Annotated in this window: 25 protein-coding genes; 14 read left to right on the top strand and 11 right to left on the bottom strand. The window is 69.3% G+C overall.

From position 1 onward, the window contains the following. Positions 1–43 precede the first annotated feature (43 nt). The gene (locus IFU11_RS02805) at positions 44–760 is read right to left on the bottom strand and encodes a hypothetical protein (protein WP_192018109.1); all 717 of its coding nucleotides are present in this window, start codon (positions 758–760) and stop codon (positions 44–46) included. Between the two features lie 79 nt (positions 761–839). Then, positions 840–1,040: a hypothetical protein gene (locus IFU11_RS02800; protein ID WP_064295136.1), complete on the bottom strand. Its 201-nt coding sequence runs from the start codon at positions 1,038–1,040 to the stop codon at positions 840–842. 281 nt (positions 1,041–1,321) lie between these two features. Between IFU11_RS02800 and IFU11_RS02795 the strand changes: the two genes are divergently transcribed. The 5 genes from IFU11_RS02795 to IFU11_RS02775 all read left to right on the top strand — a co-directional run bounded on the left by IFU11_RS02795 (position 1,322) and on the right by IFU11_RS02775 (position 6,153). Further along, a complete protein-coding gene (locus IFU11_RS02795; RefSeq protein ID WP_192018108.1) occupies positions 1,322–1,798 on the top strand; it encodes a single-stranded DNA-binding protein in 477 nt (158 codons plus the stop codon). Positions 1,799–1,820: 22 nt separating this feature from the next. Further along, positions 1,821–2,345 carry a DUF6993 domain-containing protein gene (locus IFU11_RS02790; protein WP_371742706.1) on the top strand — a complete coding sequence of 175 codons (525 nt, stop codon included), beginning with the start codon at positions 1,821–1,823 and terminating at the stop codon, positions 2,343–2,345. Between the two features lie 105 nt (positions 2,346–2,450). Further along, a complete protein-coding gene (locus IFU11_RS02785; protein WP_192018107.1) occupies positions 2,451–3,896 on the top strand; it encodes an amino acid permease in 1,446 nt (481 codons plus the stop codon). Positions 3,897–3,909: 13 nt separating this feature from the next. Then, positions 3,910–5,592 carry an energy-dependent translational throttle protein EttA gene (ettA, locus tag IFU11_RS02780; protein WP_192018106.1) on the top strand — a complete coding sequence of 561 codons (1,683 nt, stop codon included), beginning with the start codon at positions 3,910–3,912 and terminating at the stop codon, positions 5,590–5,592. 87 nt (positions 5,593–5,679) lie between these two features. Beyond that, positions 5,680–6,153, top strand: coding sequence for an acyl-CoA thioesterase (locus IFU11_RS02775; RefSeq protein WP_192018105.1), 474 nt, complete (start codon positions 5,680–5,682; stop codon positions 6,151–6,153). Between the two features lie 10 nt (positions 6,154–6,163). Here IFU11_RS02775 and IFU11_RS02770 read toward each other — a convergent pair whose 3' ends face one another. Then, positions 6,164–7,036 carry an acyl-CoA thioesterase gene (locus tag IFU11_RS02770; protein ID WP_371742705.1) on the bottom strand — a complete coding sequence of 291 codons (873 nt, stop codon included), beginning with the start codon at positions 7,034–7,036 and terminating at the stop codon, positions 6,164–6,166. Between the two features lie 126 nt (positions 7,037–7,162). Between IFU11_RS02770 and IFU11_RS02765 the strand changes: the two genes are divergently transcribed. Beyond that, the gene (locus tag IFU11_RS02765) at positions 7,163–7,843 is read left to right on the top strand and encodes a hypothetical protein (RefSeq protein ID WP_086473529.1); all 681 of its coding nucleotides are present in this window, start codon (positions 7,163–7,165) and stop codon (positions 7,841–7,843) included. Positions 7,844–7,846: 3 nt separating this feature from the next. On the opposite strand, the gene IFU11_RS02760 is transcribed toward IFU11_RS02765, so the two are convergent. The 6 genes from IFU11_RS02760 to pepN form a co-directional block, all read right to left on the bottom strand. Beyond that, a complete protein-coding gene (locus tag IFU11_RS02760; protein WP_192018104.1) occupies positions 7,847–9,529 on the bottom strand; it encodes an FAD-binding dehydrogenase in 1,683 nt (560 codons plus the stop codon). 55 nt (positions 9,530–9,584) lie between these two features. Beyond that, positions 9,585–9,989, bottom strand: coding sequence for a globin (locus tag IFU11_RS02755; RefSeq protein WP_192018356.1), 405 nt, complete (start codon positions 9,987–9,989; stop codon positions 9,585–9,587). Between the two features lie 20 nt (positions 9,990–10,009). Then, entirely contained in the window at positions 10,010–11,017 is a 1,008-nt protein-coding gene (locus tag IFU11_RS02750) for a mechanosensitive ion channel family protein (protein WP_079705699.1), read from the bottom strand. Between the two features lie 81 nt (positions 11,018–11,098). After that, positions 11,099–11,773 (bottom strand): response regulator, encoded by a 675-nt coding sequence (locus IFU11_RS02745; RefSeq protein WP_192018103.1) that lies wholly within the window; start codon positions 11,771–11,773, stop codon positions 11,099–11,101. Next, positions 11,770–13,059, bottom strand: a complete 1,290-nt coding sequence (locus tag IFU11_RS20505; protein ID WP_192018102.1) for a sensor histidine kinase — start codon at positions 13,057–13,059, stop codon at positions 11,770–11,772. Before IFU11_RS20505 ends, IFU11_RS02745 begins: the two co-directional genes overlap by 4 nt. A 144-nt stretch (positions 13,060–13,203) precedes the next feature. Continuing rightward, entirely contained in the window at positions 13,204–15,747 is a 2,544-nt protein-coding gene (gene pepN / locus IFU11_RS02735) for an aminopeptidase N (protein ID WP_192018101.1), read from the bottom strand. A gap of 142 nt (positions 15,748–15,889) precedes the next feature. Here pepN and IFU11_RS02730 point away from each other — a divergent pair, with 142 nt between their 5' ends. From IFU11_RS02730 to IFU11_RS02705, 6 genes are all read left to right on the top strand, one after another. After that, entirely contained in the window at positions 15,890–16,513 is a 624-nt protein-coding gene (locus IFU11_RS02730) for a mycothiol-dependent nitroreductase Rv2466c family protein (RefSeq protein ID WP_192018100.1), read from the top strand. A gap of 35 nt (positions 16,514–16,548) precedes the next feature. Beyond that, positions 16,549–17,037 (top strand): ribose-5-phosphate isomerase, encoded by a 489-nt coding sequence (locus IFU11_RS02725; RefSeq protein WP_085510673.1) that lies wholly within the window; start codon positions 16,549–16,551, stop codon positions 17,035–17,037. Between the two features lie 62 nt (positions 17,038–17,099). Continuing rightward, a complete protein-coding gene (locus IFU11_RS02720; protein ID WP_192018099.1) occupies positions 17,100–18,104 on the top strand; it encodes an Fpg/Nei family DNA glycosylase in 1,005 nt (334 codons plus the stop codon). A 37-nt stretch (positions 18,105–18,141) separates the two neighbouring features. Then, on the top strand, positions 18,142–19,695 hold the full coding sequence (locus IFU11_RS02715) for an amidohydrolase (RefSeq protein ID WP_199862095.1): 1,554 nt from the start codon (positions 18,142–18,144) through the stop codon (positions 19,693–19,695). 110 nt (positions 19,696–19,805) lie between these two features. Then, positions 19,806–21,179, top strand: a complete 1,374-nt coding sequence (locus tag IFU11_RS02710; RefSeq protein ID WP_191940910.1) for a sensor histidine kinase — start codon at positions 19,806–19,808, stop codon at positions 21,177–21,179. A gap of 4 nt (positions 21,180–21,183) precedes the next feature. Further along, on the top strand, positions 21,184–21,861 hold the full coding sequence (locus IFU11_RS02705; protein WP_290368178.1) for a response regulator transcription factor: 678 nt from the start codon (positions 21,184–21,186) through the stop codon (positions 21,859–21,861). A gap of 81 nt (positions 21,862–21,942) precedes the next feature. On the opposite strand, the gene IFU11_RS02700 is transcribed toward IFU11_RS02705, so the two are convergent. Further along, on the bottom strand, positions 21,943–22,431 hold the full coding sequence (locus IFU11_RS02700; protein WP_064295149.1) for a Dps family protein: 489 nt from the start codon (positions 22,429–22,431) through the stop codon (positions 21,943–21,945). A 215-nt stretch (positions 22,432–22,646) separates the two neighbouring features. Here IFU11_RS02700 and IFU11_RS02695 point away from each other — a divergent pair, with 215 nt between their 5' ends. After that, positions 22,647–23,183 carry a gamma carbonic anhydrase family protein gene (locus IFU11_RS02695; protein WP_192018098.1) on the top strand — a complete coding sequence of 179 codons (537 nt, stop codon included), beginning with the start codon at positions 22,647–22,649 and terminating at the stop codon, positions 23,181–23,183. Here the strand turns inward: IFU11_RS02695 and IFU11_RS02690 are convergent. Next, positions 23,180–23,371 carry a hypothetical protein gene (locus tag IFU11_RS02690; protein WP_086473518.1) on the bottom strand — a complete coding sequence of 64 codons (192 nt, stop codon included), beginning with the start codon at positions 23,369–23,371 and terminating at the stop codon, positions 23,180–23,182. The genes IFU11_RS02695 and IFU11_RS02690 overlap by 4 nt on opposite strands. Before the next feature lie 399 nt (positions 23,372–23,770). Here IFU11_RS02690 and IFU11_RS02685 point away from each other — a divergent pair, with 399 nt between their 5' ends. Beyond that, positions 23,771–25,042 (top strand): HNH endonuclease signature motif containing protein, encoded by a 1,272-nt coding sequence (locus IFU11_RS02685; protein WP_137241834.1) that lies wholly within the window; start codon positions 23,771–23,773, stop codon positions 25,040–25,042. Positions 25,043–25,432: the final 390 nt, after the last annotated feature.

The following is a 25,432-nucleotide window of genomic DNA, read 5'->3' as shown; positions in this document are numbered from 1 at the left end:
GGCCCGATCGGATGATCGGGCCGCCGTCTGTCAGTCTCGGTGGTCAGCTGACGCTGGACTGCTTGCGTTCGGCTTCCAGGACCGCGACGTCGTCGATGATGCGCTGCGTCGTGCTGGTGTTGATCGTGCCACCCGTCGAGCGGGTGATGTCACCGGGCCGTGAAGCCGGCGTGGTGGACGCGGGCTTCACACCGGCGTACTGCTCGTGGTGCTGCTTGGCGACCCAGGACTCCTGCTCCGCGACGAGCGCCTGTTCCGATCCGGTGGACTCGGCGCGCCAGCGGCGAAGGTCGCCGTCGAAGTCCTTGCGAGCCCGTGCCGGCTTCTTCGACCACTCGACCAGGCGGTCGCGGAATTCCTCGACCACCGGGTCCAACTCGTACCCGAATGTCGCGGAGTTGCGCTTCATCTCGTGGAGCTGGTGGTTCGCCCAGTCCGCGGCGACCGCTGCTCCCTTGATCGGGCTGAGCCGCACGAGGGTGTCGGCCTGGGCGACGGCCCGATCGCTGAGCACCTGCTCCTGCGGGGTGAGCGAGTTCCAGACGCTGGCCTCGGTGGCGGCGTCGACGAGCGCCAGGATCGCGACGTTCTTCTGCTCCCGGTCGCGCTGGTCCACGATGGCTCGGAGCGCACGACGGCTTGCGCCGGCGGCGACGAGCGAGGACACCACGACGGCCACGATGAAGAGGGCCGCAGCGAACAGCATGGGGCGGACCTCAGCTGAGGTCACCCACTCTACGAAGTCATTCCACCACTGCATGGGCCGCAGACTACCCCTCGTTCGGGCGTGAACACGGGCGACGCACCGGGTTCGATGTGAACGGCGGGAGCGCCATCGCTCAGTTCCGGAACGCGTCGATGGCGACCGCGAGATCGCTGAAGCTGCCCAGCGGGGCGTACCCCAGGACCGCCGGCCGGAACCGGTTGGCACGGTACTCCGGAACGCCGTCCGCTCCGACGGCCTCGATGTTGCCGAGCACACGGCCGTCGGGGGTCGTCACGCGCCAGTAGCCGGGACGGATGCTCAGGGCGTTGGGCATGGGACTCCTCGTGCGCTGGTGGGGCGATGCCGGACTGGAGTGCCGGCTGGTACTCGTCAGCGTATGCGGGGCCACCGACATCGGCCCTGGTCGGAGCGGAGCGAGCGTCCTCCACAGCGCGGTGCGCGGTTGTGGAGATCGATGAGGGCCGTCCGCCTCGACTCGGGGCCCGCGGGATCGGTGAGGCTGGCAGCGCGTCCGGGGTGGCGATCGGCACGGACCCGCCCCGGACGCTTCCGCGATCCACCGCCAGGATCGTCGGACCGACAGGAGAGGAACCCATGAACGACCAGATCACCGTCTGCGGACACGTCGCGACAGACCCCAAGCACCATCGCACGACGTCCGGGTTGGACATCACCAGTTTCCGCCTGGCGTCGCAGCAACGTCGCTACGACCAGAAGCAGGGTTCCTGGGTCGCGCAGGAGACGAACTGGTACACGGTGAGCGCTTTTCGCGGATTGGCGACCGCCTCCGCCACATCGCTCGTCAAAGGACAACGCGTCATCGTGCTCGGCCGGTTGCGGATCCGCGACTGGGAGCAGGGCGAGCGACGAGGCACGTCGGTCGACATCGAAGCCGATCACATCGGGCCGGACATCGGCTGGCAACCGAAGGGGGCCGGTGAGTCGCCGGTTGGCGCGGGGGCGAGTCCGGCGTCCGCCGCATCCGAGTCGACCGGATCCGGATCCGGATCCGGATCCGGAACCGGAACCGGGGAGTGGGCGTCGGCACCGCCGCAGGACACGCCGTTCTGACGCGCCGCGTAGACTGCTCGACGTGCAGAAGAGCCTCCGCGATCGCCCCGTCTCAGCCGTCACCTCGATCCGTCGTCGCTCGTCGATCGCCGGCGTCCGGGTCGGCGTGGTGCTCGGCCTGCTCGGCATCGTCGTGACCGGTTGCACCCAGCCTGCTCCCGAGCCGACGGCCACGCCGAACCAGACGCCGACCGCCACTGAGACGGCTCCGGTGGCGCCGGTGCTGCTCCCCGAGGGCACCGCCACCGACAACCTGCCGTTCTTCGACGCCGTGAACGCCGCCACGCTCGCCGCGAACCCCGCCGCCGGCGGCCAGGCGATCATCGACGGTCTCGTCGCCGCCGGCTTCCCGAAGGCGGAGATGGAGGTCTCCTCGGACACGACGAGCATCGGCGAGCCGGCTGACTCGATCCAGTTCGCCATCCGGTGGCAAGGACAATGCATCCTCGGGCAGAACGGTCCGGCGACGGGGTACCACTCGTCGGTGGTGTCACAGCTCGACACCGGGCGATGCCTCATCGGGGTCACCCGCGCGATCGACTGGTAGCGCCGCCGACCACTCCCGGGCTGGTGCAAGCCGCGGGCATGCCATAACCTGACATTTCAGATATCGCCACCTCCTGGGTGGCTCGATCCGGAATCGAGGGCCTGCATGACCGCCAACCCATCACCTGGCGGGGAACCTGCCACCGAGGCCGTCTTCCTGGCCGACGAACGTCTGGCCGTGGCGCCGACGGCGCTGGCGCACACACTCAAGCCTCGTCATCTGGCGCTGATCGCCCTCGGTGGCATGATCGGCGCAGGGCTCCTCGTGGCGTCGAGCACGGCGATCCTCGCGGCCGGGCCCGGCGTGATCCTCGCGTACGCCCTGGCCGGCGTGGTCGTGGTGCTCGTCATGCGCATGCTGGGGGAGATGGCCTCCGCGTCGCCCGAGACCGGTTCGTTCTCCGCCTACGCCTCGCGATTCATCGGTCCCTGGGCCGGTCTCGCGATCGGATGGCTCTACTGGTGGTTCTGGGTCGTGGTCGTCGGCATCGAGGCGACCGCCGCAGCGCAGATCGTCAGCCAGTGGGTGCCCGGTCTCCCGCAGTGGATCCCGGCGCTCGTGATCACCGTCGCATTCCTCGCCGCCAACCTCGTCTCGGTGAAGTCGTTCGGTGAGTTCGAGTTCTGGTTCTCGTCGATCAAGATCGCGGCCGTGATCCTGTTCATCGCGCTCGGATCGCTCATCATCGTCGGCGTCGTCCCGACAGAGACGGCGACCGTCGCCAACCTCGCCCCGACCGACGGGGGCTTCCTGCCGTTCGGCATCGGCGGCGTCCTGGCTGCGCTCCTGCCGATCATCTTCTCGATGTTCGGTGCCGAGGTCGCCACGATCGCGGCAGGAGAATCGGTGGACCCGAAGGGCGCCGTCCGGCGGGCGGTGAACTCGGTCGTCTGGCGGATCCTGCTGTTCTACATCGGGTCGATCCTGGTCGTCCTCATCGTGGTGCCATGGACGGAGATCACGCCGGGGATCAGTCCCTTCGTCACCATGCTGCACGCCGCCGGGATCCCCGGTGCCGGGGTGGCGATGGACATCATCGTCTTCACGGCCCTGCTGTCGACACTCAACGCGTCCCTGTACACGGCGTCGCGCATGCTGTTCTCGCTCGGGGGCCGCGGGGAGGCGCCGCGAGCGGTCCGCGCGACGACGCGACGCGGCACGCCGGCGGTCGCGATCCTGTGTTCGGCGGTCGTCGGGCTCGTGTGCGTCCTGTTGAACTACCTCGCACCGGACGAGGTCTTCACGTTCCTCGTCAACTCCACCGGCGCGATCGCGATCTTCGTGTGGATCGTGATCGCCGTGGCCCAACTACGCAGTCGACGGTTCGATCGGGTCGCCACATTGGAGAGCGGCGATCGCATCGGCGGGATCCGCATGTGGGGACACCCGTGGCTCACGATCGTGGTCGTCGTCGCGCTCGTCGTGCTGCTGGTGTCGATGTTCTTCGGCGGACCCGCCCGGCTCCTCGAGGTCACGACGAGTTGCGCGATCGCTGCGGCGGCCGTCGTCGCGGGTGTCGTCGTGCAGCGCAAACGGAGGGTCCGCCCGTAGACTGTACGGCGACATGGCTGAATACATTTACTCGATGGTCCGCGCCCGCAAGGCGGTCGGCGACAAGCTCATCCTCGACGACGTGACGATGGCGTTCCTGCCCGGAGCGAAGATCGGCGTCGTCGGCCCGAACGGTGCCGGTAAGTCCACGATCCTGAAGATCATGGCGGGGATCGACACCCCCTCGAACGGCGAGGCGAAGCTCACGCCGGGCTTCAGCGTCGGCATCCTCATGCAGGAGCCGGAACTCGACGAGGACAAGACGGTGCTCGAGAACGTCCAGGAGGGCGTCGGCGAGATCAAGGGCAAGATCGACCGCTTCAACGAGATCTCGCTCGCGATGGCCGAGCCCGACGCCGACTTCGACGCCCTGCTCGCGGAGATGGGCGTGCTGCAGGAGGCGATCGACGCCGCTGACGCCTGGGACCTCGACTCGCAGCTGGAGCAGGCGATGGACGCCCTGCGCTGCCCGCCGTCCGACGCCACGGTCGCCCACCTCTCCGGTGGTGAGAAGCGTCGCGTCGCACTCTGCAAGCTCCTCCTGCAGAAGCCCGACCTCCTGCTCCTCGACGAGCCCACCAACCACCTCGACGCCGAGAGCGTGCTCTGGCTCGAGCAGCACCTCGCTCAGTACGCGGGCGCCGTGCTCGCCGTCACCCACGACCGGTACTTCCTCGACCACGTCGCAGAGTGGATCTGCGAGATCGACCGCGGTCGTCTCTACCCCTACGAGGGCAACTACTCGACCTACCTCGAGAAGAAGGGCGAGCGCCTCAACGTCCAGGGCAAGAAGGACGCCAAGCTCGCCAAGCGTCTCGCGAGTGAACTCGAGTGGGTTCGCAGCAACGCCAAGGGTCGCCAGGTGAAGTCCAAGGCTCGTCTGGCCCGATATGAAGAGATGGCGTCTGAGGCGGAGCGCACCAGGAAGCTCGACTTCGAAGAGATCCAGATCCCCGCCGGCCCGCGCCTCGGCTCGACGGTCCTCGAAGCCAAGAAGCTGCAGAAGGGCTTCGACGGACGCGTCCTCATCGACGACCTGTCCTTCAGCCTGCCCCGCAACGGCATCGTCGGCATCATCGGCCCGAACGGTGTCGGTAAGACCACGCTGTTCAAGACCATCGTCGGCATCGAGCCGCTCGACGCCGGCGAGCTCAAGGTCGGCGAGACCGTCAAGCTCTCCTACGTCGACCAGTCCCGTGGGGGCATCGACCCCAACAAGACGCTCTGGGAGGTCGTGTCCGAAGGGCTCGACTACATCCAGGTCGGCAACCAGGAGATCCCCTCCCGCGCCTACGTGTCGACGTTCGGGTTCAAGGGCCCGGACCAGCAGAAGAAGGCCGGTGTCCTCTCCGGTGGTGAGCGGAACCGCCTGAACCTCGCGCTGACGCTCAAGCAGGGCGGTAACCTCCTGCTGCTCGACGAACCGACCAACGACCTCGACGTCGAGACGCTCTCGAGCCTCGAGAACGCGCTGCTCGAGTTCCCGGGTTGTGCTGTGGTCATCACCCACGACCGGTGGTTCCTCGACCGCATCGCGACGCACATCCTGTCGTACGAGGGCACCGAGGAGAACCCGTCGAACTGGCACTGGTTCGAGGGTAACTTCGAGTCCTACGAAGAGGACAAGATCAAGCGCCTCGGACCGGACGCGGCGAAGCCGCACCGCTCCGCGTACCGCAAGCTCACGCGCGACTAGGACCCGTGCGAACGGCCCATCGGCTTCTGCCGGTGGGCCGTCGTCCGTTCACGACCCGTACGTCCCCGACCCACGGAGGGCCCAGCAATGACCAGACTCCACGTGCCGATCCCACTGCGGTGGGGCGACCTCGACGCCTTCAACCACGTCAACAACGCCTCGATGCTCAAGCTGCTGGAGGAGGCGCGCGTCCGCGTCTTCTGGATCCCGACGCTGGCGTCGGAGGACGTCCCGCCGACCGCGGTCATCGATGCGAGCCTCGAGGCCGAGACGCTGACGCTCGTGGCGCACCAGGAGATCGAGTACCTGGCCCCGATCCCGTACCAGCGCGATCCGCTCGACGTCCAGCTCTGGATGGGCAAGATCGGCGGAGCCAGCCTGCAGGTCGCGTACGAGGTCTACTCGCCGCTGGGCGGAGCAGCGCAGACGCTGTACGCCCGAGCCTCCACGACGGTCGTCATGGTGGACGCCAAGACACTCAAGCCGCGCCGGATCTCGGACGTCGAACGTGCTGCCTGGGAGCCGTTCCTCGAGGATCCGATCGAGTTCTCGCGTCGCTGAGCGACGCCGGTCACCGAGGCGTCGGGAACCGCACCATGCCCTCCTGGGCGACGCTCGCGACGAGGCGACCCGCCCGATCGTAGATGCGCCCGAGGGACAGGCCTCGTCCGCCGGTGGCGCTCGGGGAATCCTGCAGGTAGAGCAGCCACTCGTCGACGCGCGTGGGACGGTGCCACCACATGGCGTGGTCGAGACTGGCGATCTTGATGCCTGGCGTGGCCCACGGGACGCCGTGACGACGGAGCACCGGCTCGAGGATCGTGTAATCGCTCGCGTAGGCGAGCGCGGCACGGTGCAGCGCCGGGTCGTCGGGCAGGTCCTCGATCGTCTTGAACCACACCGCTTGCCGGGTGGTCCGCTCGCCCTCCACCCGGAGGTAGACGGGGGAGCCGACGTGTCGGAGGTCGAAGGGGCGTCCCGTCGCCCAGGCCTCGGCCGCCGGGTGGTCGATCCCGCTGAGGAGCTCGGCGGCCGACGGGAGGGTCTCCGGGTCGGGGATCCCGTCGGGCAGCTCGATCTGATGCTCCGGGCCCTCGTCCTGGGTCTGGAAGGACGCGATCATCGAGAGGATCGGCACCCCGTTCTGATAGGCCTGGGTGCGTCGGGTGGCGAACGAGCGTCCGTCGTGGATGCGGTCGACCGCGAAGGTGATCGGCAGGTCGACGTCGCCTGGTCGGAGGAAGTACCCGTGCATCGAGTGGATGATGCGCTCGGCGTCGACGGTCCGGGTCGCGGCGACGACGGACTGGGCGAGCACCTGACCACCGAAGACCCGCCCCTGCGGCATCCATTGCGACGGACCGGTGAAGATGTCCTCGTCGGTTCGGACACCGGGAGCACTGAGATCCAGCGCGGTGAGCAGGGAGTGGATCGGTTCCTTCACGCGAACACGCCTTTCATCCGAGGGTCGAGGCTCGGTCGTCGATGCCCGACCCGACCCGCCGAGTCTATCCAGGCCCTGGCGACGCGGTGCCGGAGCGCACGCGGCGGTGGCGTAGATTGAGAGGAGATGTCCACCACGTTGCAGCTCCTCGATGCCACCTCGCTCGCCGACCTCCGCACCTTCCTCGCACGCGCCGCCCGGATCGACGATTCCGGTGTACGACTCCTGGCGGCCGGGGACGTCCTGGCGGTCTCCGCCCCGGTGCTGCACCCGCAGGGTCTGCTCGACCGGAGTCCGACGATCATCGGGATGCGCACGTTCGCACTCGCCGAACCCGCCACGGCCGACGTCCTCGCGACCCCGCGTGAACTCATCGACCGCATCGTCCGAACGCTCGGCGGCGTCGCTGCCGAGGACCTGATGGCGGATGCCCGCGAGACCGTGCCGCTCGAGCTGCCGCCGTCCACGAGGACGGCCCCGTGGGTCGGACAGGCACCGCCCCGTGGCGGCTGGGAACGGGCGGGCGACGTGGACACCATCGAGCTCGAACTCGTCGCCAGGACGGGGGCCGCGGAGATCGCCGAGACGCTCCCCACGGCGGTGGGCGATCAGATCGTCCAGAAGGTGCGGTCGCAGGTCTGGTCCCGGCCCCTCGGCGACGGCCACGGACTCCCGACCGGAGCGGCGTTCGCCGCGGTGGCCCTCGGCTTCATCGCCGAGCCGGAGCGCGCGGCCGTCTTCCGCTCAGGCGGATGGGTGCGCTTGAGCACCCGACGCGGGCATGTGCTCGCGGGCGCCGTTTCCTGATCCTCAGGCGCCTGCCATCGCGCGGCCGGCGGTCCGACCGCTGAACAGACACCCGCCGAGGAAGGTCCCCTCGAGCGCACGGTAGCCGTGGATCCCTCCACCGCCGAAGCCAGCCGCCTCACCGGCGGCGTAGAGGCCGGGCACCGGGTTCCCGTCCGGGCCGAGGACCCGACTCGCGAGGTCGGTCTCGAGCCCACCGAGGCTCTTGCGGGTCAGGACGTGCAGCTTCACCGCGATGAGTGGTCCGGCCTTCGGATCGAGGAGCCGGTGCGGTGCGGCGACGCGGATGAGTTTGTCGCCCCGGTAGGAGCGGGCACCGCGGAGCGCCGTGATCTGCAGGTCCTTCGTGAACGGGTTGTCGATCTCGCGATCGCGCGCTTCCACCTCGGCGATGACGTTCGCCGCGTCGATCGGCGTCTCCGGGCTCAGCTCCTGCATGCCGGCGATCAGCTCGGTGAGCGTGTCGGCGACGACGAAGTCCGCGCCGTGTTCCTTGAACGCCTCGACCGGCCCGGGCGCTCCCGGGCCGATGCGCTTCGCGAGGAGCCCGAGGTCCTTCCCGGTGAGGTCGGGGTTCTGCTCGCTCCCCGACAGCGCGAACTCCTTCTCGATGATCCGCTGGGTCAGCACGAACCAGCTGTGGTCGTGGCCGGTGGCACGCAGGTGCGCGAGGGTACCGAGCGTGTCGAAGCCCGGGAAGAGCGGCACCGGGAGCCGCTTCCCGGTCGCGTCGAACCAGAGCGACGACGGCCCCGGTAGGATCCTGATGCCGTGCTGCGGCCAGATCGGATCCCAGTTGGTGATGCCTTCGACGTAGTGCCACATCCGGTCGCCGTTGATGAGACGCCCGCCCGCACGCTCACTGATCGCCAGCATGCGTCCGTCGACGTGCGCAGGGACTCCGGAGAGCATGGTCGTCGGCGGCGTCCCGAGCCGAGCCGGCCACTGCTCGCGGACGAGGTCGTGGTTCCCTCCGATGCCGCCGCTCGCGACGAGCACCGCGGGCGCCCTGCACGAGAATTCGCCGACGACCTCGCGCGAGCTCGGGGCCCCGCGCTCGGCATGCGACGGGGCGAGCACCGAGCCTCGTACGCCGACGACCGCGCCGTCCTCGGTGAGCAGCTCGTCCACGCGGTGCCGGAAGTGAGCCGACACCGTGCCGTCCTCGACGCCGGCGTTCACCCGTCGGACGAAGGGTGCGACGACACCGGGTCCGGTGCCCCAGGTGATGTGGAAACGGGGAACGGAGTTGCCGTGGCCGATGGCGCCGTAACCGCCCCGTTCCGCCCAGCCGACGACCGGGAAGAACCGCACGCCCTGCTCGTGGAGCCAGGCGCGCTTCTCGCCCGCGGCGAAATCGAGGTAGGCCTCTGCCCAGCGTCTCGGCCAGTGGTCCTCGGGACGGTCGAACGCCGCGGCGCCGAACCAGTCCTGGGTCGCGAGCTCGAGCGAATCACGGACGCCGAGGTGGCGCTGCTCGGGGGAGTCGACCAGGAACAGGCCGCCGAACGACCAATGCGCCTGGCCACCGAGGTTCGACTCCGGCTCCTGTTCGAGCAGGATGACCCGCTTGCCGGCGTCGATCAGCTCTGCGGCGGCGACGAGCCCGGCCAGTCCGCTGCCGATCACGATCGCGTCGGCCTCGGTTCGATCGGCGGACGGGTTGGGAGGGATGGCTGCTGGCATCTGCTGACTCCTTCGGCACGGACGTGCGTCCGATCCTACGACCGCGCGGCCGGAATCAGAGGAGACTGCGGCGCGGTCCCCCCGGATCCTCGTCGAAGGTGTTGACCATGGCGTGGGCTGCCCGTTCGAGGTAGTCCCAGAGCGTCGCCTCGTGCACCGGCGCGAGGTCGAGGCTGTCGACGGCGGCGCGCATGTGCAGCAGCCAGCGGTCGCGAGCATCGGGGTTCACGTGGAAGGGCTGGTGCCGCAGCCGGAGACGCGGGTGGCCGCGTTCGGCGCTGTAGGTGCCGGGCCCGCCCCAGTACTGCTCGAGGAAGAGCATGAGCCGGTCGGCCGCAGGACCGAGGTCCTCCTCGGGGTACATGGGTTTCAGGACGGGGTCGCCGGCCACGCCGCGGTAGAACTCGTCGACGAGGGCCTTGAAGGTGGTGTGTCCGCCGACCTGCTCGTAGAAGGACATGCCTGGTGCCTGGGAGTCGCTCACTGCTGCCCTCTCGGGGGTCGCTTGGTCTTCGGCGCCCGCGGCGGGACCACCGTGGTCGGGTGGGTGCGCGGGGGACGCGAGCCGGTCACGCTTGCGGCGCCCTCGAAACCGGAGAGGACGATGCTGTTGAGCGACGGCAGCTTGACGTCCATTTCGTCGACGGCCCGCTTCAACCGCATCCGCAGTTCGCGAGCCACGTCGTCCTTGGCACTCGTGCGCGTCTTGATCACCAAGCGGATGACGAGTGCGTCGCCCGAGATCGACTCGAGACCCCACAGCTCGGGCTTCTCGAGGATGCGGGAGCGCCACTTGGGGTCGTGGGCGAGTTCGTTCGCCGTGTCGAGCATGCGCTCCTGGACGGCCTCGACGTCGGTGTCGTACGGGATCGCCAGGTCGATGATGACCCGCGACCACCCCTGTGACATGTTGCCGACCCGCAGGATCTCGCCGTTGCGGACGAACCAGAGCGTGCCGTTGACGTCGCGTACCTGGGTGATCCGGATGCCGACGGTCTCGACGACGCCGGTGGCGGGTCCGAGGTCGACCACGTCGCCCACGCCCAGTTGGTCCTCGACCACCATGAACAGGCCGTTGAGGATGTCCTTGACGATGTTCTGCGCGCCGAAACCGAGACCGGCACCGACCGCGGCCGTCAGCAGGGCGAACGAGCCGATGATGCTCGAGTCGATGACGTTGACGACGAGGATGGCCGCGACGATGACGATGGTGACGTTGACGATGTTGCTGAGCACGGTACCGAGGGTCCGCGTGCGTTGGACGAGTCGGACCGCGGCGAGCGGCGAGGCGAGCAGCGATTGCGTGTCGGTGACGTCGGCGCTCTTCTTGACGCCACTCACGATGCGGCCGACGACGCGTCGGATGACGAATCGGAGCACCCATGCGGCGGCGAACGCCAGGCCGATCACGACCACCACGCCGATGATCTTCCACCCCGCCGTCCAGAGGAAGGCGGTCACGTCAGGCCAGATCTCATCCCAGTTCATATGGGCCTCAGTGTATCGAGCGACCCGGAGTGAACCGTGTGAGCCGCCCGAGTGCGAGCCGGACGGTGCCTGCGTGAACGGTCACGGACGCACGAGTCCGTGCTTGTAGGCGAAGATGACCGCCTGCACGCGGTCGCGCAGCTGCAGCTTCATGAGTACGCGACCGACGTGCGTCTTCACCGTCGACTCGGAGAGGACGAAGTGGGCGGCGATCTCCGCGTTGCTCAGCCCCTCCGCCATGGCGACGAGGATGTCGTGCTCCCGCGGTGTCAGCTCGGCGAGTTCTGCTGCCGAGCCGTCTTCGGCGGCCGCGGGCGTGCCGGGGAGGGCCGTCGCGAAGAGTTCGAGCATCCGCTTCGTGATACGGGTCGAGACGGCGGCGTCGCCGGCGTGGACCGCGCGGATCGCGGACGTCAGCTCGTTCGGCAGGGCGTCCTTCAGGAGGAAGCCGCTCGCGCCGGCCCGCAGCGCTCCGAAGGCGTACTCGTCGAGGTCGAAGGTCGTCAGGATGATGATGCGGCTGTCGGGGTTCGCGGCGACGATCCTCCGGGTCGCCTCGATCCCGTCGAGTCCCGGCATCCGGACGTCCATGAGGATCACATCGGGGCGCAGGGTGGCGGCGAGGTCGATCGCCTCGGCGCCGTTCGAAGCCTCACCGACCACGTCCAGATCGTCCTCCGCGCCGAGCACGAGGCCGAATCCGAGCCGGATGAGCTGTTGATCGTCGACGAGCAGGATGCGGACGGGATCGGTCATGGTGTGGTTCCTCGTGGTTCGCTGGTCGGCGGGGATGTTCTCGTCGGGCGTGGTTCCAGCGGGAGGACGGCATGGACGCGCCACAGACGGTCGCCGACGGCTCCCGCGGTGACCCGACCCCCTTGGAACGCGACGCGTTCACGGAGGCCCAGCAACCCCTGGCCGGCGCCGAGCGACGGCGCGTCCGGAATGGACCCGTCGTTCTCGACGATGAGCTCGAGCTGCTCGTCGTCGGTGGTGAGGACGACGTCGACGCGCTTCGGCCGCTCCGAGTACCGCAGCGCGTTCGTGAGTGCCTCCTGGGTGATGCGGTGCACGGCGAGCAGGATCGACGGGTCGTCCGTCGACGGCCCCGAGACGGTGAGTGCGACCGGCAGGCCGAGCCCGCGGAAGGTCTCGACGAGCGCGGGGATGGATGCTGCGTCGGGTTGTGGAGCGAGGGGTGCGCTGCCGGTCTCGCGGAGGACGCCCAGCATGCGTCGCATGTCGACGAGGGAGCCCCGGGCGGCGTCGGTGACGGCGGTCATCGCGGACCGGGACGCCGTCGGGTCCTTCGTCGCCAGAGCCCCCTCGCTCAGCGCGACGATGACGGTGAGACTGTGGGAGACGATGTCGTGCATCTCACGGGCGATGCGGGTCCGCTCGGCGACGGCGGCGAGCTGGGCCTGCTGGTCGCGCTCACGGGCCAGCTGCGCCGCCCGATCGACGAGGGCTTCGACGTACCGCTTGCGATTGCCGACGTTGATCCCGATCAGCAGCCCGAAGAGCGCGAAGAGGACGACCGAGATGATGGTCTGCTGCGGCTCTCCCGGCTCATGTGGTGCGGCCCAGGGCAGGAACGGGGCGAGGACGGCGACCACCGCGGCGGTGGCGAACGCCTGCCAACCGAGAGCGACGGTTCGGTACACGGCCACCGAATAGAGCAGGATCGGCACCGCGAACGCGTCGACGCCCACCGTCTGTGCGACCGAGACGAGCCCGACGGCGATGACGAGCACGGTCATCGCGAGCGGGCGCCGTCGCCTGAACAGGACGGCGAGTGTCGTGATGCCCACGATCGCTACGGCGAGCGCGATGCGACCAGGCTGGGCCTCCAGGTCGACGTCGAACCACTCGACGGTGCTGACCGAGAGCGCGACGAGGAGGTACCCGGCGGCGATGAGCGAGTCGGCGGTCCACGGATGCCTCGACCACCAGCGTCGGACGACCCCGGGTGGGCGCGGGAGCATCAGTGCGGCCTCCGTCGCGGCCCGGTCCCGGTCGGAGGACGGCTTCCGAGCGGTCACGACGAGGACGACCCTGAGGGTCGGTCGTCGTTCACTGGTCGGCGCATCCCTCCAGGATACGGAGAACCCCTCCACAGCGGGTCGTGCCGTGGAGGGGTTCTCGCCAGAGGATCCTGGTACCGGAGTGCTATCCGGCCGAGTGGATCACGCGGCGTCCCGTGCCTGTGCCGCGAGTGCCCGCTCGACCCCGGCGAGGGCTTCGACGAGCATGCGTCGGAGTGCCGGGACATCGGCGTTGGCTTCCAACCACGCGCGCGTGCGGTCGCGGAGCTCGGTGGAGGCGAGCGCCGCCGGGTAGAGCCCCTCGACGATGTACTCGGCGATCTTGTAGCTGCGCGACTCCCAGACCGAGGTGAGCGCGGCGAAGTACGGCTCGACGAGCGGCTGCAGGACGGCCGGGTCGATGACGTGCCCGAACCCGAGACCGACGTTCCGGACGATCGCGTTCGGCTGGTCGTCGTGCTCGACGACCGAGTCGAACGCTGCGCGCTTGCCCTCGACGGTGGGGATCGTCGCCCGTGCACGAGCGGCCGCCTGGGCACCGTTCGCCGTGTTGTCCTCGGCGAGCGCCGCATCGATGTCCGAACCGTCCGCGAGACCGAGGAGGACCAGGCCCTCGAGGAGCTCCCAGCGGAGGTCGGTGTCGATCTCCAGGCCCGGGAGTGCCGCGGAGCCGTCGCGCAGTGCACGCAGGTGCTCGCCGTGCTCGGGGGTCGAGGCGAGAGCGGCGAAGAACTTCACGAACTGGAACTGCGCGTCGGAGCCGGCCTCCGCCTCCTGGGCGAGCGTCCAGAGCGCGTCGCCGACCCGGGAGATGGTCGCCAGGCGGCGTTCCGGAGCGACGTAGTTGCGCGCGGCCAGACCGAGCTGGCCGAGCGTGGTGCGCAGGGTCGTCGACTCGGTCTCCGTGGCGATGTTCCCGAGGACGAGCTCCACGTAGTCGGAGGCGCTCGACTCGGCGTCGCGGGTCGCGTCCCAGGCAGCGCCCCAGACCAGCGAGCGTGCGAGCGGGTCCTCGATCGAGGCGAGGTGGCTGATCGCCGTCGCGAGCGACCGCTCGTCGAGGCGGATCTTCGCGTAGGCGAGGTCGTCGTCGTTCAGCAGCACCAGGTCGGGCTGCGTCTCACCGACGAGCTCCGGCACCTCGGTGAGCGCCCCGTCGACGTCGAGTTCGACGCGTTGGGTGCGGACGAGCTTGCCGTCCTGCAGTCGGTACAGGCCGATGGCGAGGCGGTGCGGACGCAGCGTGTCGTAGTCCGCGGGGACCGTCTGCCGGACGGCGAACGCGGTGAACGCGCCGTCGGCGTCGACCGTGAACTCCGGGCTCAACGTCCCGACCCCGGCGGTCTCGAGCCACAGCTTCGACCACTCGCGGAGGTCGCGGCCGCTCGTCGCCTCGAGCTCGACGAGCAGGTCGTCGAGCACGGTGTTGCCGAACTCGTGCTTGCGGAAGTAGTTGCCGACGCCGGCGAAGAATGCCTCGATGCCCACCCAGGCGGCGAGCTGCTTCAGGACGGAGCCGCCCTTGGCGTAGGTGATGCCGTCGAAGTTGACCTGGACGTCCTCGAGGTCGTTGATGGTCGCGACGATGGGGTGCGTCGACGGCAGCTGGTCCTGGCGGTAGGCCCAGGTCTTCTCCATCGCGTTGAACGTCGTCCACGCCTCGGTCCACTCGGTGGCCTCAGCAGTGGCGATCGTCGAAGCCCATTCGGCGAACGACTCGTTCAACCACAGGTCGTTCCACCACTTCATGGTGACGAGGTCGCCGAACCACATGTGGGCGAGCTCGTGCAGGATCGTGACGACCCGGCGCTCCTTGATCGCGTCGGTCACCTTCGAGCGGAACACGTAGGTCTCGGTGAAGGTCACCGCGCCGGCGTTCTCCATCGCGCCCGCGTTGAACTCGGGGACGAAGAGCTGGTCGTACTTCTCGAACGGGTACGGGTAGGCGAACTTCTCCTCGTAGTACGCGAAGCCCTGACGCGTCTTCTCGAAGATGTAGTCGGCGTCGAGGTACTCCGCCAGGCTCTTGCGAGCGAAGACGCCCAGCGGGATGGTCCGGCCGTCGCTCGAGGTGAGCTCGCTGCGCACCACGTCGTACGGGCCTGCCACGATCGCGGTGATGTAGGAGGAGATGCGCTGCGTGGGTGCGAAGCTCCAGGTCGCCGCGCCGTCGTGCGCCGGTACCGGCTCAGGCGTGGGGGAGTTGCTGACGACCTGCCAGGCCGCGGGCGCCGTGATCGTGAAGGTGAACGTCGCTTTCAGGTCTGGCTGCTCGAAGACCGCGAACACCCGACGGGAGTCCGGCACCTCGAACTGGCTGTACAGGTACACCTCGCCGTCGACGGGGTCGACGAAGCGGTGGAGGCCCTCACCGGTGTTGGTGTACTCGGCGTCCGCGTCGACGACGAGCACGTTCTCCGCAGCGAGGCCGTCGAGCTGGATGCGCACGCCGTCGGAGACGGTCGACGGGTCGAGCTCGACGCCGTTCAGCGTGACGGAGTGGACGGTGCGCGTCATGGCGTCGATGAAGGTCGAGGCACCCGGTTCACCGGTGAAGCGCACCGTCGTGGTGCTGCGGAACACCTCGGGACCGGTCGTGAGGTCGAGCACGACCTCGTAGCTCGACGTGTCGACGAGCGCCCTGCGCTCCTGGGCTTCGACTCGGGTGAGGTTCTCTCCTGGCACAACTGCTCCCTGGTGTTGATGGACACGTGACGTGTGAACTGCACGTGGTCGCTCGTGACGACCGCGGCACGGTCAACCAGCCTAGACCCGCCGTCCATCGGTTTCGGGGGAGTCGACGGGGATCGGCGCGTAGGGTGACGGCATGACGACTTCCGCTGCAGACACCACCCGCGTCGACTTCTGGTTCGACCCCTCCTGCCCGTGGGCCTGGATGACCTCGCGTTGGGTCGACGAGGTCACCGAAGCCCGGAACCTCGACGTCCACTGGCACATCATGAGCCTCGCCGTCCTCAACGAGGACCAGGACGTCAGCGACGACTACCGGGCCTTCTTCCCCCGGGCGCTCCGATACACGCGGCTCGTCGCCGCTGCGGCAGCCGAACACGGACACGCGGTCGTCAAGCCCCTCTACGACGCGCTCGGAACGCGGATCCACCCCGGCGGACGCGCGGAGGACGTCGACGCCGTGATCGCCGAAGCCCTCGCCGAGACCGGGCTCCCGGCGGCGCTCGCCGAAGCGTCGACGACGGACGCCTACGACGGGCCCATGCGTGAGAGCCACTTCGACGGCATCGGACGGGTCGGCCAGGACGTCGGCACCCCCGTCATCGCGATCGACGACGTGGCGTTCTTCGGACCCGTCATCTCGCCGGCGCCGAAAGGCGAGCAGGCGCTCGCACTGTGGGACGGTGTCGTCGCCGCTGCCGCCTACCCGGGCTTCTTCGAGCTGAAGCGCAGCCGCACGGCGGACCCGATCTTCGACTGACGCGACGCCGGCGCCCGGAACCCTAGACTTTCCACATGCGCATCCACATCGCCACCGATCACGCCGGTCTCGAGCTCAGTCAGTTCCTGCAGGACCACCTGCGCGCAGCCGGTCACGACGTCGTCGACCACGGCCCGGCCGAGTACGACGCGTTGGACGACTACCCGGCGTTCTGCATCAACGCGGCGAAGGCCGTCGTGCGCGACCAGCAGGCCGGTGTGGACGCCCTCGGCGTGGTGTTCGGCGGCTCGGGCAACGGCGAGCAGATCGCCGCGAACAAGGTCGTCGGTGTCCGCGCGGCGCTCGTCTGGAACCTCAGCACGGCGCAGCTGGCTCGGCAGCACAACGACGCCAACGTCATCTCGATCGGTGCGCGTCAGCACAGCACCGACGAGGCGGTGTCCTTCATCGACGCGTTCATCGCCGAGCCGTTCAGCCTCGAGGAACGTCACGCCCGTCGGATCGCCCAGCTCGCCGAATTCGAGGCGACCGGCACCATCGCCGGCAAGCACGTCGACGCCTGACGCGTCCTCCACCGCCACCGCGCGGCGCGCCGGATCGCGCCCCCACCGAGTGAGGAGTCACCATGCCCGAGGGGCACTCCGTCCATCGCATCGCCCGACAGTTCGCTCAGAACTTCGTCGGACACCGGGTCGCCGTGTCGTCTCCCCAGGGGCGCTTCGCCGAGGGTGCCGCCGTGCTCGACGGCCGGACGGTCACCGACGCCAAGGCCGTTGGCAAGCAGATGTTCCTCGAGTTCGACGACGGACTGTGGTTGCGGGTGCACCTCGGTCTGTACGGCGCGTGGGACTTCGCCGGTGAGATCCGGTCGGACCCGACCATCGCCGCCTCGAACGGCCGCATGGGGCAGACGAACCAGCGCGGCACGGTGCTCGACGACGACGACGATGCGCCGATCCACGATGCGGACGGGGAGAACTCCCTGCACAGCATCGGTGCACCGCGCCGGGCCAGGGTCCGGATGTCCGAGCAGTCGAGTCCACTCGCCGAGATCGACGAGCGGTTCCCACCCGAACCGGTGGGTCAGGTGCGCGTGCGGCTGTTGACCGAGACGACCGTGGCGGACCTCCGCGGGCCGACCGCCTGCGAGGTGATCGACGCCGCCGGGGTGCAGGCCGTCATCGATCGGCTCGGACCGGATCCACTGCTCGACCCGAGCGCGGAGGCGGGGGAGCGGTTCGTGTCGCGTGCGCACCGCAAGGGTTCCCCGATCGGTCTGCTCCTCATGGATCAGCAGATCATCAGCGGGATCGGCAACGTCTACCGCGCCGAACTGCTGTTCCGCGCCCGTCTCGATCCGCACCGCACCGGGAAGACGGTCCCCGTCGAGACGCTTCGCGAGATCTGGCTCGACTGGACGCGGTTGCTCGCGATCGGGGTCGAGACCGGCCAGATGATGACGATGGACGACCTGTCGGCGGCCGACTACCGCCTCGCGATGGCCAACCGCGCCGATCGCCACTGGGTCTACAAGCGGGAGGGACTGCCGTGCCGGGTCTGCGGGACGAACATCCTCCTCGAGGAGATGGGCGCCCGCAAGCTGTACTGGTGCCCGAACTGTCAGCGCTGAACCGAACCCGCCTGCCCAACCGACGAGGACCGATGTGATGACCGAGCACCGCCCTGGACCCGACGGCGACCTCGTCACGACGATCGCCGACGTCCACTTGTCCGGACCGCGCCGCGGAGGCTCGTCCGACGCCGAACGGGTCGACGTCCTGCTCGAGGACGGCTCGATCGTGGCGATCCGACCCGCCGACCCCGAGGTCCTGCTTCGCTCCGACTCCGGGGTGTTGGACGGCGGTGGTGGGTTCCTCCTGCCCGGGCTCTGGGACCACCACGTGCACTTCACCCAGTGGGCGCGTACGGCCAGGCGCGTCGACCTGTCCTCTGCTGCATCCGCCGCCGAGGCGGTCGAGTTGGTCGCTGAGCGGATCGCTCAGGGGGCCGATGGTGACGGCTGGGTCGAGGGCGCGAGGTTCCGTGACGCCCTCTGGCCGGACGCGCCGACGTTCGCGCTGCTCGACGCGATCGCACCGGACCGCGAGGTCGTGCTGGTCAGCGCCGACCTCCACTGCTGCTGGCTGAACAGCGCGGCGCTCCGGGCCACGGGCTTCGCCGACCATCCCACCGGCCTGTTGCGGGAGGAGGAGTCGTTCGCCGTCCTCAAGCAGCTCGACCAGGTCGCCGACGAGCTCTCCGACCGCTGGGTCGACGCCGCAGCCGATCAGGCGGCGTCACGCGGCGTCGTCGGTGTCGTCGACCTGGAGATGCGCTGGAACGCCGCCGACTGGATCCGTCGGGTCGGGAACGGGACTCGCGCGCTCCGCATCTCGTTCGGTGTGTACGCCGAGCACCTCGAGCGCGCGATCGACGCCGGGCTCGTGACCGGGGGAGTGCTCGCCGGAACGGACGGCCTGGTGCAGGTCGGCCCGTTCAAGGTCATCACCGACGGATCCCTCAACACCCGGACGGCCTGCTGCGACGCGCCCTATCCGGGTTCGTCTCCCGGAACCGACGCGCACGGGATGCTCAACGTCCCGCCGGAGCGACTCACCGCATTGCTCACCCTGGCGACCGCCAACGGCCTCCACTGCGCGGTGCACGCCATCGGTGACCGCGCCAACACCCTCGCGCTCGACGCGATCGAGACGACCGGCGCGAGGGGCACGATCGAACACGCGCAGCTGCTCCGGGCATCGGACCTGGAGCGGTTCGCGCGGACCGGAACGGCTGCGAGTGTCCAGCCGGAACACGCGATGGACGATCGGGACATCGCCGAGGTCCACTGGGCCGGGCGCACCGACCGTGCCTTCGTGCTCCGCAGCCTCCTCGACGCCGGCGCCACGCTCCGACTCGGTTCCGACGCCCCGGTCGCTCCCCTCGACCCGTGGGTCTCCATCGCCGCCGCCGTGACGCGCAGCCGCGATGGACGCGAGGCCTGGCACGGCGAGCAGGCCATCACGGTCGAGGAAGCACTGGCGGCGTCGACGAGAGGAGACGACGACGTGGTTGCCGTCGGCCGCCCCGCCGACCTCGTCGTCGTGGGGTTCGACCCGTTCTCCTGCGCGCCGGAAGCCCTGCGCACCATGCCGGTCCGTGCGACGATGCTGGGTGGGCGCCTGACGGCGGCTCCATCCGTCCACCCGGCCGGGGGATAACCCCCGATCGGAACGGGGCGTCCACCGGATGCCGTTCGTCGGCGGAGCCGAACAGACTGAGGTGAGCCCGGTGCGAGAGCCGGGACCGCTCCGTCGAAAGGACCTCCTTCATGACCACCGCCATCGGCCGGCAGCTCGACGCGTCGGCGAAGCCTGATCCCTCCACCCGAGGCGCATGGCGATACGGTCGGCTCTGGCTGGACGTCCCCGGATCGCTCCTGTTCCTGTTGCCCAACCTGCCGATCGTCATCGCCGGCGGCGTCGTCGCCGTGGTGATCCTCTCCCTCGGCTTCGGGCTCGCGATCCTGGGGGTCGGTCTCCTGATCGTCGTCGGAGCCCTCTGGGTCTCGCGGGCGTTCGTGGAGCTCGAGGTCGCGCGTCTCAGCACGACGGGGCTCCCGCCGATCCGACGAGGAGCCTGGCGGTCGTCCATCGGGACCGAGACGACACTGGGTGCCGTGCTCGCTCCACTCGCCGGACCGCGTTGGTGGCTGGCGGCCCTGCACACGGTCCTCGTGAACCCGATCGTCGGGGGCATCACCTGGGGGCTGACCATCACTTGGACCGTGGGTGCCGTCGCCGGCACGACCTACTGGATCTGGGCGGACCGGCTCTCGGCTGGTTCCTCCTCGGGCTTCGCGGAGCTGCTGGCTCCCACGCTGGACCCGTCGGACGCGTTGCTCGCCGACAAGCTCTGGAATCTCGCGCTCGGTGTCGTGTTCCTCGTGACGCTCCCGCTGGTCCTCCGGGTGCTGGTGCTGCTGCACCACGCCATCGCCTCCGGGCTGTTCGGTGCGCGGCCACAGGAGGAGCTCCGAGCCGAGCTGTTGGCGGAGCGGCGTGCACGCGGTGCCGCCGTCTCGGCTGAGGCGGGTGCGGTGCGGCGGCTCGAACGGGACATCCACGATGGTCCGCAGCAGCGGCTCGTCCGGCTGCAGATGGATCTCGCGGCCGCCGAACGACGCCTCGACACGGACCCCGCCTCCGCACGCTCGCTCCTGGGCGAGGCGCGCGCCCAGGCCGCCGAGACGCTCGACGAACTCCGTGCGCTCTCGAAGGGCCTGATGCCACCACTGCTGCAGGACCGCGGCCTCGTCGCGGCACTCGAGGACCTCGCCGCGCGGTGTCCGGTGCCGACGAGGACGGAGCTGGCGGTCGTCTCATCGGTGACGCTGCCTCGTGAGACGGAACGTGGGATCTACTTCATCGTCGCCGAACTCCTGACCAACGTGTCGAAGCATGCGGACGCGCGGCGCGCCGGCGTCGAGGCCCACGCGACGGTTGACCAGCAGCTGGGTTCGCGGCTCACCCTCCGCGTGACCGATGACGGTCGGGGCGGCGCGCACCTGGAACCGGGCCACGGTCTCGAAGGCCTGACGGAACGCGCGCAGGGTCTCGGCGGGAGACTGGTGATCGAGCCGGCCCCGGTGTGGGAAGGCGTCGTACGTGGCAGCGCCGTGTCGATCTCGCTCCCCGTAGGCTGAACGCGTGATCAGCCCTGACCGTGCCGGTGGTGGACCGCTCCGCATCGTGATCGCCGAGGATTCGACACTGCTCCGCGAGGGCTTGATGCGGCTGTTCGACGAGGCCGGCTTCGTCACGGTCGCCGCGTACGCCGATGCGGAGGCGCTCCAGCGCGGACTCGCGGCGGACCGACCGGACCTCATCGTCATGGACGTCCGCATGCCGCCCACGTTCCGGGACGAAGGGGTCCGCGCAGCGATAGCGCTGCGTGCCGAGCATCCCGACCTCCCCGTCCTGCTGCTCAGCCAGTACGTCGAGACCGTCTACGCCCGGGAGCTGCTCGCGGACGGCGGGCGTGGGATCGGCTACCTGCTCAAGGACCGGGTCGCCTCGTTGGAGGAGGTGCAGGACGCCATCCACCGGTTGGTCGAGGGAGGGACCGTCCTCGACCCCGACGTGGTCCGCACCCTGTTCGCAGCACAGCGCGACCCGTTGGCCGGCCTGACCCCGCGTGAGACGGAGGTGCTCTCCGCCATGGCGGAGGGGCGCACGAACACGGCGATCGCCGAACGCCTGCGGGTCGGTGTCGGTGCGGTCGAGAAGCACATCTCGGCCATCTTCCAGAAGCTCGGTCTCGAGGACTCCGGGAGCGACCACCGACGCGTCCTCGCGGTCCTCGCCCTGCTCCAGCGCAACGGCTGAAGGGTGACACGCGCGACGAAGGGGCAGTCACGGATGACTGCCCCTTCGTGGGTGATGCGAGCGGGTCGCCCCGCCGGAGTACTACCGGCTGAGGTGGGCGAAGAGGAACCAGCGGTCCTTGTCGAGGCCGCGGGCGATCTCGATCGCGATGTCCTGGCTGGTCTGGTCGAGCTCGTCGAGCTCGTCGACCGCGGTGTTGACCGAGGCGGAGGCGGCGTCGATGAGGGCGATGACCTCGGCGATGGTGCGGTCGGACTGCTGGAAGCCCTCGCTCAGCTCGGGCGTGCTGGTCTTCGCGGCGACGGTGCTGAGGCGTGCGTCGACCGGGAGGCCGAGGGCGACGATGCGCTCTGCGGCGAGGTCTGCCCACTCCTGCGCGTGGTCGACGATGTCGTCGAGCAGCTCGTGGACGCCGATGAAGTTCGCGCCACGCACGTGCCAGTGGGCCTGCTTGCCGTTGACGACGATGGCGGTGAGGTCGACGACGACGGGGCTGAGGAACTGCGCGGTGCCTGCTGCGACGTCCGGGTTGGCGACGGCCTGCGGAATGGAGGTGGTGATGTCGGTCATGGTGTTTCCCCTTCGTTGACGAGTGAGGCCCTGGTCGGGCGGATTCGTCGGTCTACTTGAATGCAACGGTACTCAGCCGCAGACATTCCGCAAGGAAGTCGAGGCTCGGCTTACGAAGGGTGCACTCAGCAAGGAAAGCCTGACCGTACCGGCGATTCACCCCGGAACGACGCGGGTTCCCGTCGGCCGGGGCCGCCTGCGATAGCGTGGCCGGTATGACGCTCCACGGTACGGTCAGGAAACTCTCAGACGGACGCTCGCCCCAGATCGACCCGAGCGCCTATACGGCGCCGGGGTCCATGCTGGTGGGCGCCGTCACGCTCGCCGCGGATTCGAGCGTCTGGTACAACGCCGTCCTCCGCGCGGACTCCGACTCGATCACGCTCGGCGCAGGGTCCAACATCCAGGACGGCGTCGCCGTGCACACGGACAGCGGCCACCCGACGGTCATCGGGCGCAACGTCTCCGTCGGACACAACGCGGTCGTGCACGGCTGCACCGTCGAGGACGACTGCCTCATCGGCATGGGCTCCGTGGTCCTGAGCGGAGCCGTGATCGGTGCCGGGTCGCTCGTCGCCGGGGGAGCGGTGGTCCTCGAGGGCATGATCGTGCCGCCCGGGTCGCTCGTCGCGGGGGTCCCGGCCAAGGTGCGGCGGGAGCTGACGGCCGACGAGCAGGAGGCGATCAAGCAGAACGCCGCACACTACGTCGCCCTCAGAGCGGTCCACGCCGCAGCCGTCGACGAGGATTAGCGGCGGCGTGCGTCGCGCTTCCTGAGGCGACGCTGCGCGGCGAGCGAGCCGGAGAGGCAGACGACGCAGCCGATCATGCAGATGAGTCCGACGCCGAGTCGCCCGGTCGCGAGTGCGTACACCCCGACGAAGAAGACGAGCGCGCCGGCCACCGTCCAGACGTGGGGCCAGATCGCGTCGAGTCGCATGCGCTCAGCCTAGGGCGTCGGGCATCCTGTCCTCCGTCCTCCCCAGGCGACGACCTGTCGAAGGGCACGGGTGGGACCTCCCGCTCCGGTGGCCTTCTCCCGGTCCCTGAGCAACCTCTTCCGGTCCCTGAGTAACCTCTTCCGGTCCCTGAGCAACCTCCTCCGGTCCCTGTGTAACCTCCTCCGGTCCCTGTGTAACCTCCTCCGGTCCCTGTGTAACCTCTTCCGGTCCCTGAGCTTGTCGAAGGGCACACGAGCGACTTCCGGCTCCGGCGATCTTCTCCCGGTCCCTGAGTAACCCCCTCCGGTCCCTGAGCTTGTCGAAGGGCACACAAGCAACCTCCACAACCGGCGCAGCTCAGCATCTGGAATGTCAGTGGTCCATGGTGGACTGGTTCCATGACCGAGACCACCGCCACCGCGATCCGCGCGAGCGACGAGCACGCCGCGCGCCTCGCAGGGCTCTCGGATCAGTGGGCGGAGATCCACCGGCAGCAAGCAGTCTTGGACGCACGGAAGGCGCGCCTCCTGGCCCGCTCTGCCGCCTATGCGGACGCCTTCGCGGACGTCACGGTCCCGGCGATCTTTCCGCCGGCTGAGCGTCGGGAGCTCTCCCGCCGGTCGACGTGTGCGGCCCTCGCGATGGCGACCCGAATACCGGAACGGACGATCCAGCGCGCGACCAACGACGCCGAACGTCTCGTCAACGACGCACCAGCCGTGCTCGCGTCGCTGGAGGCAGGCCGTATCTCGGCGCGGCATGCGCAAGTGATCACCGACCAACTCTGCGACGTCCCTGCTGCTGGGCGGGCGGTGTTCCTCGAACAGATTCTCGTCGTCGCCGAGCGCACCACGGCCGCTGGCCTCCGCACGAGCGCCCGCGTCATGCGCGAGCGCCTCCACCCCGAGTCCATCAGCGCCCGAGCGGTGCGCTCCGAGGCGGACCGTCGGGTGGAGTTCGAGCCCGCGGCGGACGGTATGGCGTGGGTGCACCTGTTCACCACGGCGCCGATCGCGCAGGGCATCGCGGAGCGGGTCGAAGCGGCTGCCGCGGAGTCGCGCAAGGCCGGTGACACCCGCACCTGCGCCCAACTGCAAGCGGACGCCCTCGCGGCGCTCGCGCTCACCGGTGTGACCCCGGAAGACGTGATGTCCAGCCCAGTCCTGCCGCACCCGATCGAGGTGCAGGAGCACATCAAGCCGACGGTGCAGATCACCGTCCCGGCACTCACGATGGCCGGAGTATCCGACGCACCCGGCATGCTCGACGGGTACGGCCCGATCGACCCGGAGACCGCCGCGCGTATCGCCGTGAACGCACCCAGCTTCACGCGGATCCTTGTCCAGCCGGAAACCGGCGCGATCCTCTCCGTCGGGCGGAATCAGTACCGCGTTCCCGCCGATCTTCAACGCGCGGTCCGCCTGCGAGACGGCACCTGTCGCGCACCCGGTTGCGGGCGACGAGCCAGAGCCTGCGACCTCGACCATTCGGTCGCGTGGGAGGACGGCGGCGCAACAGATGTCGGCAATCTCGCCTGCCTGTGTCGACATCACCATCGGATGAAGCACCTCCCCGGATGGAGCCTCGAACACGGGCCCGGCGGGGTGCTCGACTGGACGACACCCGACGGGAAACGTCATCGAACCGAACCGGATCCCGCGCCGTTCTGACCCCCACCGGTCCCTGAGCCTGTCGAAGGGTTTCTCGTGGGCACTTCGACAAGCTCAGTGACCGGGCGAGGTTCACTGGGGACGATTCGGTCCCTGAGCCTGTCGAAGGGCAGCTCGGTCGCGCATGCTCGGTGTCCCGGGGTGAGGTGTGCCCGGATGGCTCCGGTTCCTGGGCCTGCCGACGGGTTCCTCGTGGGCACTTCGACAAGCTCAGTGACCGGAGGAGGGTCAACGGGAACGATCCGGTCCCTGAGTCTGTCGAAGGGCGCGGCGTCAGAAGGCCGCTGGACCGGAGCCGAACCGTCGCGCCTGCTCGCACGGCGCTGCATGGTTCTGACGAATGGAGAGGGGATGACGGGAATCGAACCCGCGTAATCAGTTTGGAAGATC

Origin of the sequence: Plantibacter sp. CFBP 8804, assembly GCF_014841225.1 — a bacterium.
Classification (GTDB): Bacteria; Actinomycetota; Actinomycetes; order Actinomycetales; family Microbacteriaceae; genus Plantibacter; species Plantibacter auratus.
The sequence above is the reverse complement of the archived record's forward strand: the minus strand, read 5'-3'. Positions and strand labels throughout refer to the sequence as shown.

Coding starts and splice junctions, on each gene's coding strand:
- IFU11_RS02805 (WP_192018109.1), bottom strand. CDS start 760: ATGCAGTGGTGGAATGACTTCGTAGAGTGGGTGACCTCAGCTGAGGTC.
- IFU11_RS02800 (WP_064295136.1), bottom strand. CDS start 1,040: ATGCCCAACGCCCTGAGCATCCGTCCCGGCTACTGGCGCGTGACGACC.
- IFU11_RS02795 (WP_192018108.1), top strand. CDS start 1,322: ATGAACGACCAGATCACCGTCTGCGGACACGTCGCGACAGACCCCAAG.
- IFU11_RS02785 (WP_192018107.1), top strand. CDS start 2,451: ATGACCGCCAACCCATCACCTGGCGGGGAACCTGCCACCGAGGCCGTC.
- ettA (WP_192018106.1), top strand. CDS start 3,910: ATGGCTGAATACATTTACTCGATGGTCCGCGCCCGCAAGGCGGTCGGC.
- IFU11_RS02775 (WP_192018105.1), top strand. CDS start 5,680: ATGACCAGACTCCACGTGCCGATCCCACTGCGGTGGGGCGACCTCGAC.
- IFU11_RS02765 (WP_086473529.1), top strand. CDS start 7,163: ATGTCCACCACGTTGCAGCTCCTCGATGCCACCTCGCTCGCCGACCTC.
- IFU11_RS02760 (WP_192018104.1), bottom strand. CDS start 9,529: ATGCCAGCAGCCATCCCTCCCAACCCGTCCGCCGATCGAACCGAGGCC.
- IFU11_RS02755 (WP_192018356.1), bottom strand. CDS start 9,989: ATGTCCTTCTACGAGCAGGTCGGCGGACACACCACCTTCAAGGCCCTC.
- IFU11_RS02750 (WP_079705699.1), bottom strand. CDS start 11,017: ATGAACTGGGATGAGATCTGGCCTGACGTGACCGCCTTCCTCTGGACG.
- IFU11_RS02745 (WP_192018103.1), bottom strand. CDS start 11,773: ATGACCGATCCCGTCCGCATCCTGCTCGTCGACGATCAACAGCTCATC.
- IFU11_RS02730 (WP_192018100.1), top strand. CDS start 15,890: ATGACGACTTCCGCTGCAGACACCACCCGCGTCGACTTCTGGTTCGAC.
- IFU11_RS02725 (WP_085510673.1), top strand. CDS start 16,549: ATGCGCATCCACATCGCCACCGATCACGCCGGTCTCGAGCTCAGTCAG.
- IFU11_RS02720 (WP_192018099.1), top strand. CDS start 17,100: ATGCCCGAGGGGCACTCCGTCCATCGCATCGCCCGACAGTTCGCTCAG.
- IFU11_RS02715 (WP_199862095.1), top strand. CDS start 18,142: ATGACCGAGCACCGCCCTGGACCCGACGGCGACCTCGTCACGACGATC.
- IFU11_RS02710 (WP_191940910.1), top strand. CDS start 19,806: ATGACCACCGCCATCGGCCGGCAGCTCGACGCGTCGGCGAAGCCTGAT.
- IFU11_RS02700 (WP_064295149.1), bottom strand. CDS start 22,431: ATGACCGACATCACCACCTCCATTCCGCAGGCCGTCGCCAACCCGGAC.
- IFU11_RS02695 (WP_192018098.1), top strand. CDS start 22,647: ATGACGCTCCACGGTACGGTCAGGAAACTCTCAGACGGACGCTCGCCC.
- IFU11_RS02690 (WP_086473518.1), bottom strand. CDS start 23,371: ATGCGACTCGACGCGATCTGGCCCCACGTCTGGACGGTGGCCGGCGCG.
- IFU11_RS02685 (WP_137241834.1), top strand. CDS start 23,771: ATGACCGAGACCACCGCCACCGCGATCCGCGCGAGCGACGAGCACGCC.